11 protein-coding genes, 1 tRNA gene, 1 pseudogene and 1 riboswitch are annotated in these 13793 nt (G+C 74.4%); of the genes and pseudogenes, 5 read left to right on the top strand and 8 right to left on the bottom strand.

From position 1 onward, the window contains the following. A pseudogene (locus G3I42_RS36840) lies at positions 1-265 on the top strand (PrsW family intramembrane metalloprotease); the annotation flags it as partial. A gap of 19 nt (positions 266-284) precedes the next feature. Here G3I42_RS36840 and G3I42_RS05075 read toward each other — a convergent pair. The 8 genes from G3I42_RS05075 to G3I42_RS05040 all read right to left on the bottom strand — a co-directional run bounded on the left by G3I42_RS05075 (position 285) and on the right by G3I42_RS05040 (position 10367). Continuing rightward, on the bottom strand, positions 285-1229 hold the full coding sequence (locus tag G3I42_RS05075) for an aldo/keto reductase (RefSeq protein ID WP_164282749.1): 945 nt from the start codon (positions 1227-1229) through the stop codon (positions 285-287). A gap of 112 nt (positions 1230-1341) precedes the next feature. Next, the gene (locus G3I42_RS05070; protein WP_164282747.1) at positions 1342-2673 is read right to left on the bottom strand and encodes a M23 family metallopeptidase; all 1332 of its coding nucleotides are present in this window, start codon (positions 2671-2673) and stop codon (positions 1342-1344) included. Between the two features lie 12 nt (positions 2674-2685). After that, positions 2686-2824: riboswitch (cyclic di-AMP (ydaO/yuaA leader) on the bottom strand. 185 nt (positions 2825-3009) lie between these two features. Further along, positions 3010-4236, bottom strand: a complete 1227-nt coding sequence (locus G3I42_RS05065) for a PP2C family protein-serine/threonine phosphatase (RefSeq protein ID WP_164282754.1) — start codon at positions 4234-4236, stop codon at positions 3010-3012. A 546-nt stretch (positions 4237-4782) separates the two neighbouring features. After that, a tRNA-Met gene (locus tag G3I42_RS05060) sits at positions 4783-4856 on the bottom strand. A 51-nt stretch (positions 4857-4907) separates the two neighbouring features. Further along, positions 4908-7040: an ABC transporter permease gene (locus G3I42_RS05055; protein WP_164282752.1), complete on the bottom strand. Its 2133-nt coding sequence runs from the start codon at positions 7038-7040 to the stop codon at positions 4908-4910. Positions 7041-7753: 713 nt separating this feature from the next. Beyond that, a complete protein-coding gene (gene modA, locus G3I42_RS05050) occupies positions 7754-8590 on the bottom strand; it encodes a molybdate ABC transporter substrate-binding protein (protein WP_164282746.1) in 837 nt (278 codons plus the stop codon). Positions 8591-8666: 76 nt separating this feature from the next. Continuing rightward, positions 8667-9065, bottom strand: coding sequence for a helix-turn-helix transcriptional regulator (locus tag G3I42_RS05045; protein WP_164282745.1), 399 nt, complete (start codon positions 9063-9065; stop codon positions 8667-8669). A 570-nt stretch (positions 9066-9635) separates the two neighbouring features. After that, the gene (locus G3I42_RS05040) at positions 9636-10367 is read right to left on the bottom strand and encodes an SDR family oxidoreductase (protein ID WP_164282744.1); all 732 of its coding nucleotides are present in this window, start codon (positions 10365-10367) and stop codon (positions 9636-9638) included. Positions 10368-10662: 295 nt separating this feature from the next. On the opposite strand from G3I42_RS05040, the gene G3I42_RS05035 reads away from it, so the two are divergent. The 4 genes from G3I42_RS05035 to G3I42_RS05020 all read left to right on the top strand — a co-directional run. Then, a complete protein-coding gene (locus G3I42_RS05035; RefSeq protein ID WP_239096270.1) occupies positions 10663-11298 on the top strand; it encodes a TetR/AcrR family transcriptional regulator in 636 nt (211 codons plus the stop codon). Between the two features lie 167 nt (positions 11299-11465). Then, positions 11466-12833: an MBL fold metallo-hydrolase gene (locus G3I42_RS05030; protein WP_164282742.1), complete on the top strand. Its 1368-nt coding sequence runs from the start codon at positions 11466-11468 to the stop codon at positions 12831-12833. A gap of 123 nt (positions 12834-12956) precedes the next feature. Beyond that, the gene (locus G3I42_RS05025; RefSeq protein ID WP_164282740.1) at positions 12957-13370 is read left to right on the top strand and encodes a rhodanese-like domain-containing protein; all 414 of its coding nucleotides are present in this window, start codon (positions 12957-12959) and stop codon (positions 13368-13370) included. Next, positions 13367-13793, top strand: a 427-nt coding sequence (locus G3I42_RS05020; RefSeq protein ID WP_164282738.1) for a TSUP family transporter, incomplete at its 3' end; no start/stop codon positions are given. The genes G3I42_RS05025 and G3I42_RS05020, both read left to right, overlap by 4 nt.

Raw genomic sequence — 13793 nt, 5'->3', positions numbered from 1 at the left:
CCCCGGCGGCTGGTACGCCCCTCCGGCGTGGTGGCCGGGAGGGCACGGGCAGGGGCCCGGCTCCGGTCACGGGTACGGGGCGCCGCCGCCGTACGGCCGGGTGCACGCCCCGTACGGCGCGGGCCCGGCCGCGTACGCGCCGGGGAAGCCCCCGTACGCACCCGTCCCCGCCGGGATTCCGACGGGGACGGGGCAGCCGAGCGACGACGGCGCGGACCACGACCCGTGGGCGCCACCACGGGACGAGCGTCCGCCTGAGCGGTGACCGCTCAGGCGCGGGCCGCTCAGGCGGAGGCCGCCGTGAGCTTGTCGACCTCGTCCTGCGTGAGGGTCAGGTCGGCGAGGGCGACGAGCGCCTTGAGCTGCTCGGGGGTGCGGGCGCTGGCGATCGGCGCGACGACGGTCGGCCGGGTGGCGAGCCAGGCGAGCGCGACGGTGGCGAGTTCGGCGCCGTGCGCCTCGGCGACCTCGTCGAGCGCGGCGAGCACCTTGCGGCCGCGCTCCGTTTCGAGGTGCTTGCCCGCGCCCTCGGCGCGCACGCTCTCGACGGTGGTGCCGGGACGGTACTTGCCCGTCAGGAAGCCGGCCGCGAGCCCGTAGTACGGGACGGCCGCGAGCCCGCCGCGCCCGGCGATGTCCTGGAGGCGGCCCTCGTAGGTGTCGCGCGAGACGAGGTTGTACTGCGGCTGGAGCGCGACGTACTTCGCGACGCCCTCGCGGTCGGAGAAGTCCAGCGCCTCCTGGAGCCGCTCGGGCGAGATGTTCGAGGCGGCGATGGCCCGGATCTTGCCCGCCCTGACCAGTTCGTCGAGCGTCGTCAGGAACTCACCGACCTCGACCGACTCGTCGTCGTAGTGCGTGTAGTAGAGGTCGATGTAGTCGCTCTGGAGGCGGCGCAGGGAGTCCTCGACGGCGGCCTTGATCGTCGCCGCACGCAGGCCCTTGTGCGCGGGGAGCGCGCCGCCCTTGGACGCGACGACGACCTCGGATCGGTTGCCGCGCGCCTTCATCCACTCGCCGATGATGCGCTCGGACTCGCCACCCTCGTTGCCCGGCACCCAGTGGCTGTAGGCATCGGCGGTGTCGATGAAGTTGCCGCCCGCCCGCGTGTAGCCGTCGAGGACGGCGAAGGAGGTGTCGCGGTCGGCCGACCAGCCGAAGACGTTGCCGCCGAGGGAGAGGGGGAAGACCTCGATGTCGGAAGCACCGAGAGAGCGGAGAGAAGTCATGAGGGCGTTCAACTCCTGAGGTGGTCGGAAAATTCCCGGCGGGGGAACACGGAACTCACTTCTCCCGCACGGTCACTTCCGCCGTGCGGTCACCTCCGCCGTGCGGACCGGCTCAGGGCTGCTGGCCGTGGTCCTGGAGCCACGGCAGGGGGTCGACCGCCGCGCCGCCCGCCGGGTGGACCTCCAGGTGGAGGTGAGGGCCGGTCACGTTGCCGGTCGCGCCGACCCGGCCGATGACCTCACCGGTCGTCACCTTCTGCCCCACGCTCACCGAGATCGAGGACTGGTGGCAGTACCAGAGCTCCGTACCGTCGTCGAGGAGGAGCACGGTGCGGTAGCCGTACGCGCCCGACCAGCCCGCCTCCTGGACGGTGGCCGAGTGGATCGCCTTGAGCGGCGTACCGGTCGGCGCGGCGAAGTCGAGTCCCGTGTGGTGCCCGGAGGACCACATCGAACCGCCGTCGCCGAAGTGCGAGGTGAGCGTGTAGGAGGCGACGGGGAGGGTGTAGCTGCGGGCGAGCTCCGCGAGGCGCGCCGCCTCGGCCTTCGCCTTCGCCTCGGCCTCCGCCTTGGCCTTCGCCGCCGCTTCCTTCTTCTCCTGCTCGTCCGCGGCCTTCTTCTGCGCCTGCGCGGCGTGGTCGGCGGCGGCCTGGGCCGCGACCGCCTCGGCCTGCTCACGGGCGGCGCGGTCCGCGCTGTCGGCCTGGTTCTCGGCCTGCGCGAGGATACGGGCGCGCAGCGCCTCGCCCGCGTCGGTGGTGCCCTGCGCGCGGTCGGTGTCGGTGAGCCCGGCGTTGGTGAGCGGCGCCGCGGCGGGGTTGGCGGCGAGCTGCTCGGGCGTGTCGCCCTTGGCGTCGGCGACGAGCGAGCCGATGCCCGGGAGCGATTCGGCGTCCGGCAGCACCTGCTTGAGCTGCCCGGTCACCTCCGTGACCTTCTCCGGCAGCGAGAGCTTGACCGGCGGCTTCTCCTGCGCCGAGGCGATCCCGCCCGCGCCGACCGCGGCGAGTACCCCGACGCCGAGGACGGTCGAACTGCGGGCGAGCCCGCCGCGCTGCTTCGCGACCCGGTGCCTGCCCCGCGCGGAACCGAGCGAGTCCTCGGTCGGATTCCACTCGCCGCCCGGCCCGGTGACGCCGTCGCCGTCGCCGTACGCGCCGAAGCCGGCCGAGCCCGGGTAGACGTCCGCCGGGGCAGGGCGGCCCGCGGGGGGCGCGTACGCGGCGTCGGTCCCGTGGGACGGGCCGGGAACGGACCCGTAGGACGGACCGAAGGCGGACCCGTACGACTGCGGGGGGACGGACCCGTACGACTGCGGGGGGACGGCGGACCCGTAGGCGGTGCCGGGGAGGTGGGCCGGCGGCTGGGCCGGCAGGGAACCGCCGGGGGTCAGGGTGCCGGTCGGGAAGGCGCTGGGGCCGGGGGCAGGCGGGTTGGACGCCACGAAGGCGACTCTCCTTTCCTTCCTTCTCGCCTACCGGGTTAGCTGACGGGTTCGGAGCAGGAAGGTCTCCTACGGGCACCTGTACGGGCACCCGATTCACCCCGGAAGAGTGGTTCCCCGGTTCCCTCGCGGGATTCGGCGCACGCGCGCGGAGCCGACGCTTTCGCCGGCTGGGACGACCGCGCTGCGTTATCGAACGTTAATAGACCCGCAGGGGTGATTCCAAGCCGTTCCCGATGATCCTTTACGGCCACCACCAGCGGCTAAACGGACATGTGGCGAGCGATCCGGACGAGTTGACCGGCTCATCGTCCAGGCTGTGAACCTGATGGTGCGTCAGTTGTTATCGAAGGATTCACGCGGGGTGACGGGCTCGGGGGCTTCGGCGGCGGGGGCGCCGTGGGCCGTGCCGTCGGCCGTGCCCGGGGCCGTGCCGCCGGCTTCGTCGGCCTCGCCGTTCACGTCAGCCGTCGCGCCGGTCGTGCCCGTCCCCGCCGCCGGGGTCGCGGCTTCCTCGGGGCGGCGTACGGCGAGCAGGGCCATGTCGTCCGTCGTGGCGCCGCCCGTGTACCGCAGGACCTCCTCGGTGAGCGTGGTCAGCAGGGCGCGCGGGTGCGGGAAGACGCGGCCGCTGAGGCGGGCGACGGGGTCGTAGAAGCGCCCGCGCGCGTCACGGGCCTCGGAGAGTCCGTCCGTGTAGAGGAGGAGGGTCGCGCCGGGCGGGAAGTCGATGATCTCGGCGCGGTCGGGCCAGGCGCCGAGTTCGCCCATGCCGAGCGGGAGCGCGTGCTCGCCGGGGGTCAGGACGTGGAGCCGGCCGTCACGTTCGAGCAGCAGCGGTTCGGTGTGGCCGCGGTTGACGAGCCGCAGTTCGGCGGCGCCGCGCGGGACCTCGGCGAGCACGGCGGTCGTGAACCCCTCGAAGGCGTCGAGCGCGCGGCGGCGCAGCCCCTCACGGGCGAGGGCGCGTTCGAGGCGCTGCGCCACGCCCTCCACGGTCGGCTCCTGCTCCGCGGCCTCGCGAAAGGCCCCGATGACGACGGAGACCGCCTCGACCGCGCCGAGCCCCTTGCCCCGCACGTCGCCGAGCACCATCCGTACGCCGTACGGCGTGTCCTGAACGGCGTACAGGTCGCCGCCGATGAAGGCATCGGCCTCGGCGGCCTCGTACTGCGCGGCGACGTCGAGACCGCCGATCCGCTCGGCGGGCACGGGCAGCACGGCGCGCTGGGCGACGGCGGCGACGTTCTGCATGGAGGCGAGGCGGCGGTCGCCGCGGCGGATGAGGGCGTTGATGAGCACGGCGAGCGCGGCGACGGTGAGCACGGTGGTCAGCTCGATGAGGAAGGCCCCGGTGGGCAGCCTTCCCCGGATGACCTGGAGCAGGATCTCCCCCACCGCCGCGAGCCCCCCGACCCCCGCGGTGACCCGCCACGAGGCGAAGGGCGCGGCCACGAGCGGCGCGGCGGCGAAGAACGGCGCCCCCGTGAATGTCGCGGGCGCGAACAATCCGAAGACGAACCCGCCGACCACCAGGAGCAACGGCACCACCCGCACAAGCACCCGCACCCCCGCCTCCCGCCCCCACGCGGCAGCGAGCTGAGGATGCGGATGGGCGTGCGGACGCGGCGGAGGCGGAACGGGCTTGTAGTCCTGCCGGGGCGGGGTGTCCCAGGTGGGGGCGGTGGGGGTGTCGGAGGGGGTGGCGGGGGGCGCAGGGTCGCCGGAGGAGTCCGGGCCGTCGGCGGACGCCGAGGCGTCGGGGGGCGCCGAGGCGTCGGGGGGCGCAGGGTCGCCGGAGGAGCTGGGACCGCTGGTGGGCGCAGAGGCATCAGCGGATGCCGGATCGCCGCTGGAGGAGTCCGGACCGCCGGCGGACGCAGAGGCATCAGGAGATGTCCGGTTGCCGTTCCCGCCCGGGCCCGTTCCTCGCTGCCCCAAGGCTCGCCTCCCGCCGGCCGTGCGCGCGCCCGCGCCCCTTGTACGTACGTACTCGTTCCAGGGTCGCGCCGCGCGGGAGGTGCCGCGAGTCGGGGGCGGCCGGGCGGGGCCTCGCTCCGGCATGACGAAGGCCCCGGCGCCTAGGGGCGCCGGGGCCTTCGTACTGAGTAGCGGGGACAGGATTTGAACCTGCGACCTCTGGGTTATGAGCCCAGCGAGCTACCGAGCTGCTCCACCCCGCGTCGGTGAATACAACTCTACACCCTTCCCGGAGTGCGCCGCGCCACCGTCCCTCACAGGGCCACGAGGGTGATGTCCGTGGCCTTCACGCTGGCCCAGACGGGCGTGCCTTCGCGCAGGGCGAGGTCGGCGGCGGCCTCAGGGGTGATCTCGGCGACGAGCGCGGGACAGTCGGCGCCGGTGAGGAGAACGCGCAGACGGCTGCCGAGCGCGGTGATCTCGGTGACGGTGCACGCGTAGGTGTTGCGGGGGCTGCCGGTCGGACGGCTCGGGTGGAGCGCGACCGACTCGGGAGCGATGACGGCGAGCGCCGGCGTACCGACGGGCGGGGCCGGGGCGTCGGCCGGGGGTGCGACGACGAGGTGCCCTCCGGCCTCGGGGGCGAGCCCGTCGGGAGTGAGGACACCTGGCCAGGCGTTGCGGCCGAGCATGCGCGCGACCCACGCGGAACGGGGCCGCCGGGCCACCTCGGCGGGCGGCGCGTCCTGCACCGTCCGGCCCGCGTCGAGCACGAGGACGCGGTCGGCGAGCGAGACCGCCTCGACGGGGTCGTGCGTGACGAGCAGGCAGACGCCCCCGAAGCCGTCGAGGTGACGGCGCAGGGCGTGCCGTACCTGGGCGCGGGTGGTCTGGTCGAGCGCGGCGAGGGGTTCGTCCAGGAGGAGCAGCCGGGGGCGGACGGCGAGGGCACGCGCGAGCGCCACACGTTGCGCCTGGCCGCCGGAGAGCTGGGCGGGTCGACGATGGGCGAGATGCCCGACCCCGAGCCGGTCGAGGTGTACGCGGGCGACACGCCTGGCCTCGGCACGCGGAACACCGTGGGCGCGGAGGCCGTAGGCGGTGTTGGCGAGCGCGCTGAGGTGCGGGAAGAGCGCACCGTCCTGCGGCACCCAAGCGACCCCGCGCCGGTGCGGGGGCAGGGCGGTGACGTCGTCCGCGCCGAGGCGGAGTTCGGCGTGGGCGCGCGGGGTGAGGCCGAGAAGGGCCCGCAGGAGAGTCGTCTTGCCCGCCCCGTTGCGGCCCACGACGGCGACGGTGGTGCCGGGGTCCGCGTCGAGGTCGAGATTCGTGTAGCCGCTCAGGGTCGCGTGCAGCGCGTACGTGGGAAGGGGGTCATGGGCCTCCTCGGTAGTGTCGTGGGCCTCGCCGGGTGCGAGGTCCTCGTCGATTGCGGTGGAAGCCGATCCTTCGCCGAGCCGGCGGCGCGGTCGCGCTGCGGCGAGAGATCGCTTGCCGGCACCTTGCCCCCTGAGATCGTCGCCACCCCTTTCAACCGATTCTTCACTCCAACGGGTGAAGTCGCCGCTTTGTTCGGCTTTTCGGGCACCCGGGGCGGGGTCCGGGACGTCTTCCTCTGTGACGGCGGTGGAACGGGAGCGGGCGGCGCGGTCGCCGGGGGCGGCGCCGGTCCAGCGCCCGCGCAGGCCGATGAGGACGGCCATCGCGATGGCGAGGAGCAGCAGGGAGACGGAGGTGGCGGCTTCCGGGGAGTCCTGGAGAAGAAGGTAGACCTGGAGGGGAAGGGTCTGGGTGGTGCCGGGCAGGTTGCCGGCGAAGGTGATGGTGGCGCCGAACTCGCCGAGGGCGCGGGCCCAGGTGAGGGCGGCTCCGGCGGCGAGGCCGGGGGCGACGAGGGGGAGGGTGACGGTACGGAAGACGCGCAGCGGGGAGGCGCCGAGCGAGGCGGCGGTCTCCTCGTAGCCGGGGCGGAGCCCGGCGAGGGTGCCTTCCAGGCTGATGACGAGGAACGGCATGGAGACGAAGGCGGCGGCGAGCACGGCGCCGGAGGTGTGGAAGGGCAGGACGATCCCGAAGGTGTCCTCCAGCCACGGCCCGAGCAGCCCGCGCCGCCCGAAGCCGAGCAGGAGAGCGACACCGCCGACGGTGGGAGGCAGCACCATCGGCAGCAGTACGAGAGAGCGGACGAGCGCCTTGCCGGGGAAGTCGGTGCGGGCGAGGAGCCAGGCGAGCGGCACACCGAAGAGAAGGGAGAGCCCGAGGGCACCGAGCGAGACGAGCAGCGAGAGACGGAGGGCGGTGAGCGTCTCGGGGCTGGTGAGGTGGGTACCGAGCTGACTCCACGAGGTGCGGGCCAGCACCCCGAGGAGCGGGATCAGGAGGAGGGCGACACCGAGGAGAGCGGGTACGACGAGCGCGAACGGAGCCCGGCGGCGCGCGCTCCGCACGCGCCGGGCGGGGCGCGGGGCGGAACGGCCGTCGCGCGGGGAGCGACGGCCGGGCTGCGGGGTGCGCAGGGCGGGGCACGGGGTGCGCAGGGCGAGGCGCTGGGGGTGGGTGAAGCGGGGGCGCTGGGTCCGGGCGGAGTCGTCGGGGGTGCCGGGCACCTGCGGTGCGCCAAGCTCTTGCGGAGCCGCTGGGACTCCCGCCGTACGCCCCGGCTCGTCGGCACCTGACGACCCGTCCACGCCGGGCGCCTTGCCCGGGCCGGGCACCTCGTCCGGGCCGGAGGCCCTGTCCGGGCGGAGCGCGCCTGACGCCCCACCGGCGCCGGACGGCGTGCCCGAGACGCCCGGGGCATCCGGGGTGCTGGGGGTATTCGGGGCACCCGGCGCACCCGCAGCGTCCGGCCCGCCCGAGACGCCCGGGGTGTCTGGTGCGCCTGAGACGCACGGCGCGCCAGAAGTCTCCGGTGCGCCCAGAGCGCCCGTCGCACCTGACGTGCCCGGCCCGTCCGGCCCGCCCGAGACGCCCGCAGCGCCTGACGCGCCCGCAGCACCCGGCACACCCGGCACACCCGGCACACCCGGCACACCCGGCACACCCGGCACACCCGCAGCGTCAGCGTCCGGCGCGCCCGAGGCGCCCGAGGCTCCCGACGCGCCCCGCGCGGAACGCTCCGTTTGTCGGGGCCTGCCGGGGCGGGGGTCTGCGGGGTCGGTCACGGCTGCTGGAAGCCTGCGTGCTGGAGGATGTTCTGGGCCTCGCTGCCGGAGAGCCAGGTGAGGAAGTCGGCGGTGGCTTCGGCGTGCTTGGAGCCCTTGAGGGCTGCGGCGGGGTAGGAGGCGACGGCGTTCTGGGTGTCGGGGATGTCGATGGCGTCGACCTTGTCGGGGACGGTCGCGGCGTCGGTCTTGTAGACGATGCCGGCGTCGGCCTCGCCGAGCTGGACCTTGCTCAGGACGGCGCGGACGTTCGGCTCCTCGGAGACGGCCTTGACCTTGAGGTGCTGCTTGTCGAGGACCTGGCGGGAGTAGTTGCCCACCGGGACCTCCTTCGCGGCGAGCACGACCTTGAGCTTGGGGTCGGTGAGGTCCTTGAGGTTCTCGACCTTCTCCGGGTTGCCGTCGCCGACCGCGATGACGAGGCGGTTCTTGGCGATGACCGCAGGGGTGTCCGTCTCGCCCTTGAGGCCGTCCATCGTCTTGGTGTCGGCGGTGACGATGGCGTCGGCGGGGGCGCCCTGGCGGACCTGGGCGGCGAGTTCCTGGGAACCGGCGAAGGAGAACTTCAGGGTGATGCCGGGGTGTTCCTTCTCGTACGTCTTCTTCGCTTCGCCGAAGACGTCGGTGAGCGAGGAGGCGGCGAGGACGGTGAGGTCGGCCTTCTCGGACTCCTTCACGTCCTTGGCACTGGAGGAACTGGTGGAGCCGGGGTCGCGCTTCTCGGCGGTCTCGTGGTCGTCACCGCAGGCGGTGAGGGCGCCGACGAGGAGGGCGGAGGCGAGGACCCCGGTCGAGGCGCGCCGCAGGGTGCGGGCGGTGAGCAGCGAGGACATGGCGGAGGGCTCCTGACGGTGGGGCAGGGAAAGGGCGACGGGCGAGGGGCGGACGGGAGGCAGGCGGTGACCGGGGTCAGTAGCGGTCCACGTGCACGTTCGTGGATTTGACGCGTGCGGTGGCTTCCATGCCGACCTCCAGGCCGAGTTCCTCGACGGCCTCGCGGGTCAGCAGGGAGACGAGCCGGTGCGGTCCGGCCTGGATCTCGACCTGGGCGGCGACGTCCCCGAGGCGGACGGCGGTGACGATGCCGGGGAAGGCGTTGCGCACGGAGGTGTACGGTTCCTCGTCCTCCCCACCTCCTCCGCCCTGGCCGACCTCGACGCACAGTGCGGCGAGGTCGCGCCCCGCGATGAGCCGGCGGCCGGAGTCGTCCCGGTGAGTGGCGACCCGCCCGGCATCGGCCCAGCGCCGGGCGGTGTCGGGGCTGACCCCGAGCAGCCGCGCCGCGCGGCCAATTGTGTAGGACTGCATGTGCGGAAAACTAGGGCGCATCGGCTCGCAAGTGCAAGATCGAGCCGTTTTTCCCCTTGCACCTGCGGTTTCCCACTTCAGGGGCCGAGCGGACCGGAGCGGTGGCGGGGGGCGATCCAACGGCCCGGCGATCACACGAGCTGAGCGGCCCAACGAGCCGGAGCGGCCAACGAGCCGGGCGGCCGAACGAGCCGAGGCGGTCCACCGAGCCAAGGGCCCCACGAGCCCCGGCGACGCCCAGCGACCAAACGGCCCGCTCCCCCCAAGCACCGTCGGCGACCGAACGGCCTCAGCACCGCCCGAGCGACCCGGGCACCCCGAACAGCCCGAGCACCCCGAGCACCCCGAGCACCCCGAGCACCCCGAATGACCCAAGCACTGCAAGCGCCCCAACGACCGAGCACCGCATTCCTCCCGAGCGCCCCCAGCGCTATCACGGTCCGAGCAACCCGAGCCGCCCCAGCACCCTCGCGCACCCAGCAACCCGAGCCACCCCCGCCCGCCCCCGCACCCTCACGCCCCAGGCAACCCGAGCCACCCCAGCCTCACCCCCATGGGAGGCACCCGGTCTCAGCCCTGGACGGTCGGGCGGAGCGTGATGGCGCCGATCTCGACATCCTGGGGCTGTTCGACGGCGAAGGCGATCGCGCGCGCGACCGCTTCGGGGGCCAGCGCGAAGGGAAGCATCGCGGCGTGCGGGTTCTCGGCGGCGCCCGGGGGGTTGCTGAGTTCGGTGCGGACGAAGCCGGGGGAGATGGTGGTGGTGCGCAGGGTGCCGTCCGTGGATTCCTGGCGGAGGGCCTCCATGAAGGTGCGGACGGCGTTCTTGGTGGCGGCGTAGACCGCCTGGCCGGGAACGATCTTGAGGCCCGAGGTGGACACGGTGGCGACGACGTGGCCTTCGCCCTGGGCGCGGAAGACGGGGAGGGCGGCGGCGACACCGTGCAGGACGCCGCGCAGGTTGACGTCGACCATCGCGGTCCAGGCGGCGAGGTCGAGTTCGGCCACGGGGCCCACGGTGGCGACTCCGGCGTTGGCGACGAGCACGTCGAGCCGCCCGTACTCCTCGACCGCGCGCGCCACCATCGCCTCCTGGTCGCCCGGCACGGTGACGTCGGACGGCAGCGCGAGCGCCCGGCCGCCCTCGGCGCGGATCTCGGCAGCGAGGGCGTCGAGGCGGTCCGTGCGACGGGCGCCGAGGACGACGGCCGCGCCGCGCGCGGCGAGCAGCCGGGCCGTGGCCTCGCCGATGCCACTGCTCGCGCCGGTGAGCGCGACGACTTTCCCTGCGATGCCTGACATGGGGCGGCTCACTCTCGTACGGTGGGGAACGGAGACATAGACGGACACGTGTCCGCTTACCTTCGACCGTACCGGACACGTGTCCGCTTGTCGACGCGCAGGCGCGCCACCACAGGCGGGCCACCGCGGACGCGCCACCGCGCGGGCTTGCCCCCTGCGGCCCAGTCCGCACGCCGGCCGTCCGCACGTCGACCGGTCCGCACGTCGACCGGTCCGCACGTCGACCGGTCCGCGAACCGCATCGTCGGCGCGTACGAGGATGAGCGCGCCACCATGCGCCACCGACAGGAGCACCATGCCGACCGACCCCGCCCACCGCGAGCCCCCCGCCGACAACGCCCTCCCCACTCCCGGCGCCCCCGACGCCGGCCTCCCCGGCGATCGCCGCCGCGCCGACGCCGTGCGCAATCGCGCGCGGATCGTGGCGGCGGCGCGGGACGCGCTGGCGGGGGCGGCGCCGGGCGCGGAGTTGCGGCTCAACGCGGTGGCCAAGGCTGCGGGGGTCGGCCAGGGCACGCTGTACCGGCACTTCGCGACGCGCGAGGAATTGCTCGCCGAGGTGTACCGCCAGGACGTCGCCGAACTGGTCGACGAGGCGGACGCCTTGCTCGCCGCGCATCCGCCCGTGGAGGCGCTGGGCCGGTGGTTCGACCGGCTCACCGCGTACGCGCGGGTCAAGCGGGGGGTGCTCACGGCGCTGGAGCCCCGCGCGCGGGACGCGCTCACGACGCGCAGTCACGGCACCCTGACCGAGGCGATCGGGCGCCTGCTCGCGGCGGGGCGGGCGGACGGGAGCATCCGCGCGGACGTGGACGCGCGCGACGTGGTGATCCTCATCGCATACCTCTCGCGGCTGGAGGAGTCGGAGTGGCCGACGCGCGCGCGCCACCTCCTGGACGTGCTCCTGAACGGTCTGCGTACGCGCCCGTAGCCCCGCCACGGCTCGCGTACGCGCCGGCAGATCCCGTACGGGCAAGCGTCGCCACCGCTCACGCGCGGCGCGGCCAGACCACCCGCCCCGGATACCCCCCGGGGTACCGGTGTTACGGTGAAACGGATACCCCCCGGGGTAATTCATCGCCCCCGAAAGGAGCCCCCGTGTTCTTCGTCGACACCCTCGATCTCCCCGGCCTCGGCAACCGCGGCTACCTGGCTGGTGGCTCCCGCGGCGCCGTCGCGATCGACCCGCCGCGCGACTTCGCGCAGGTCATCGAGGCCGCCGCGCGGCGCGGGGTGCGGATCGCGTACGTCGTCGAGACGCACGTGCACAACGACTACGTCTCCGGCGGCCTGGAGCTGGCCCGCGCGACCGGCGCGCGCTACCTCGTCCCGGCGGCGGCCCGCGTCGCCTTCGCGCGTACCCCTGTCGCGGACGGCGACACGGTGACGGTGGACGAGGCCGGAGCGGAGCCGCTGCGCCTGAGCGCCGTCGCGACCCCGGGCCACACCCCGCACCACACCTCGTACGTGCTCCACGAGGGCGCGCGTCCCGTCGCCGCGTTCACCGGCGGTTCGCTGCTGATCGGCGCGGTCGGCCGCCCCGACCTCGTCGAGCCGCGCCTGACCGAGGACCTCGCCCGCGCCCAGCACGCCTCGGCGCACCGCCTCGCCGCCGCGCTCCCCGACGAGACGACGATCCTTCCGACGCACGGTTTCGGAAGTTTCTGCTCATCCGGCAGCACGGATGGTGCGGAGACGAGCACGATCGGCGCCGAGAAGAAGACGAACCCCGCGCTCACGACCGACGCGGACACCTTCGTCGCCGACCTCGTCGCGGGGCTCGACGACGTGCCCGCCTACTACGCGCACATGGGCCCGGCGAACGCGGCGGGCCCCGCCCCCGTCGACCTGACCCCGCCCGCCCTCGCGACGCCGCACGACATCGCGGCGCGGCTCGCGGCCGGGGAGTGGGTCGTGGATCTGCGCCACCGCCTCGCCTTCGCCGCCGGGCACGTCGCCGGCTCGCTCAACTTCGAGGCGGACGGTCAACTCGCCACCTATCTGGCCTGGTTGATCCCCTGGGGCAAGCCCGTGACCCTCCTCGCGGAATCTCCCGAGCAACTAGACGACGCTCAGCGCGAGTTGGTACGCGTCGGCATCGACCGCCCGGCAGCGGCGGCCACGGGCGGCCCCACCGACTGGCTTCCCGAGGGCGAGACGCCCCGCTCCTTCCGCCGCGCCACCTTCGCGGAGCTGGCCGCGCGCCCGGGCGTCACCGTGCTCGACGTGCGCCGCGACGCGGAGCGCGCGAACGGCTGGATCGCGGGATCGGTGCACATCCCGGTGCACGAACTCCCGCTCCGAATCGCCGAATTGCCCCAGGGCGAGGTGTGGGTGCACTGCGCGGGCGGGATGCGCGCCGCGATCGCCGCCTCCTTCCTGGACGCGGCGGGCCGCGAGGTGGTGGCGGTGGACGACGCCTTCACGTCGGCCCCGGCGGCGGGCCTGAAGGTCGTACGAGGCTGAGCGACCCGCCCGGGCACCGCGCCAACTCCTCGCATTACCTCCCCCGTTACGGCGCGCAACCACCGCACGCCACCACCGCCCGCTTCCCCCATCACCAACCCCCGCACCCCCGAAGGCCCCACCATGCCCCTCTTCCGCCGAACCTCGCGAACCCCCGACGCTCCCCGAACTCCCCGCGCTTCCCGTGCTTCGCACACCCCCCGCCTCACCCCGCCCGAGGCCCACACCCTCACCACCCCCACCCCCAACTCCCCGCGCCCCGAGAGCGAAACCGTCCTCCTCGACGTCCGCGAAAAGCCCGAGTACCGCGCCGTACACGCCCCCGGTGCCGTGCTCGCCCCGCTCAGCTCCCTCGCCGCCGGGGCCCAACTCCCGCCGAACGCACGGGACAAGAAGCTCGTCGTGATCTGCCGCAGCGGGCACCGGTCGCAGCAGGCCGTGCGGCTGCTCGCCGCGCGCGGGATCGAAGCGGTGGACGTCGAGGGCGGGATGACCGCGTGGGCGGCGGCCGGGCTCCCCGTGATCCGCGCCTCGTGATCACGACGGTCCTCGCGCTCGTCGCGGGTGCCGTGGTCGGGCTCGCGCTCGGCGGCCTCGGGGGCGGCGGCAGCGTCCTCGCCGTACCGGCGCTGATCTACCTGCTCGGCTTCTCGCCCTCGGCGGCGACGACGGCGAGCCTCCTCATCGTGACGGCGACGACGGCGACCGCGCTCTACGGGCACGCGCGCGAGGGAGCGGTCGCGTGGCGCACGGGCGCGCTCTTCGCGCTCGCGGGCATCGCCCCCGCCTTCGCGGCGGGCACGCTCGCGGACCACCTCCCGCAGCCGGTCCTGACCTGCGCCTTCTCGGCCGTAGCGGCACTCGCGGCGGTACGGATGCTGCGCCCCGCACGCGGTACGCCGAGTCGCACACGCACGCGCCCGGGCACGGCGGCGGGCGCGGGCGCCGGCCTCGGCGCGG

The sequence above is a fragment of the Streptomyces sp. SID11385 genome (assembly GCF_010548245.1).
Classification (GTDB): domain Bacteria; phylum Actinomycetota; class Actinomycetes; order Streptomycetales; family Streptomycetaceae; genus Streptomyces.
This window is presented reverse-complemented; position numbering and strand designations above follow the sequence as displayed.

Bases quoted from the DNA above. Each gene is read 5' to 3' on its own strand.
- G3I42_RS05075 (WP_164282749.1), bottom strand. From the start codon at position 1,229: ATGACTTCTCTCCGCTCTCTCGGTGCTTCCGACATCGAGGTCTTCCCC.
- modA (WP_164282746.1), bottom strand. From the start codon at position 8,590: ATGTCCTCGCTGCTCACCGCCCGCACCCTGCGGCGCGCCTCGACCGGG.
- G3I42_RS05045 (WP_164282745.1), bottom strand. From the start codon at position 9,065: ATGCAGTCCTACACAATTGGCCGCGCGGCGCGGCTGCTCGGGGTCAGC.
- G3I42_RS05040 (WP_164282744.1), bottom strand. From the start codon at position 10,367: ATGTCAGGCATCGCAGGGAAAGTCGTCGCGCTCACCGGCGCGAGCAGT.
- G3I42_RS05035 (WP_239096270.1), top strand. From the start codon at position 10,663: ATGCCGACCGACCCCGCCCACCGCGAGCCCCCCGCCGACAACGCCCTC.
- G3I42_RS05025 (WP_164282740.1), top strand. From the start codon at position 12,957: ATGCCCCTCTTCCGCCGAACCTCGCGAACCCCCGACGCTCCCCGAACT.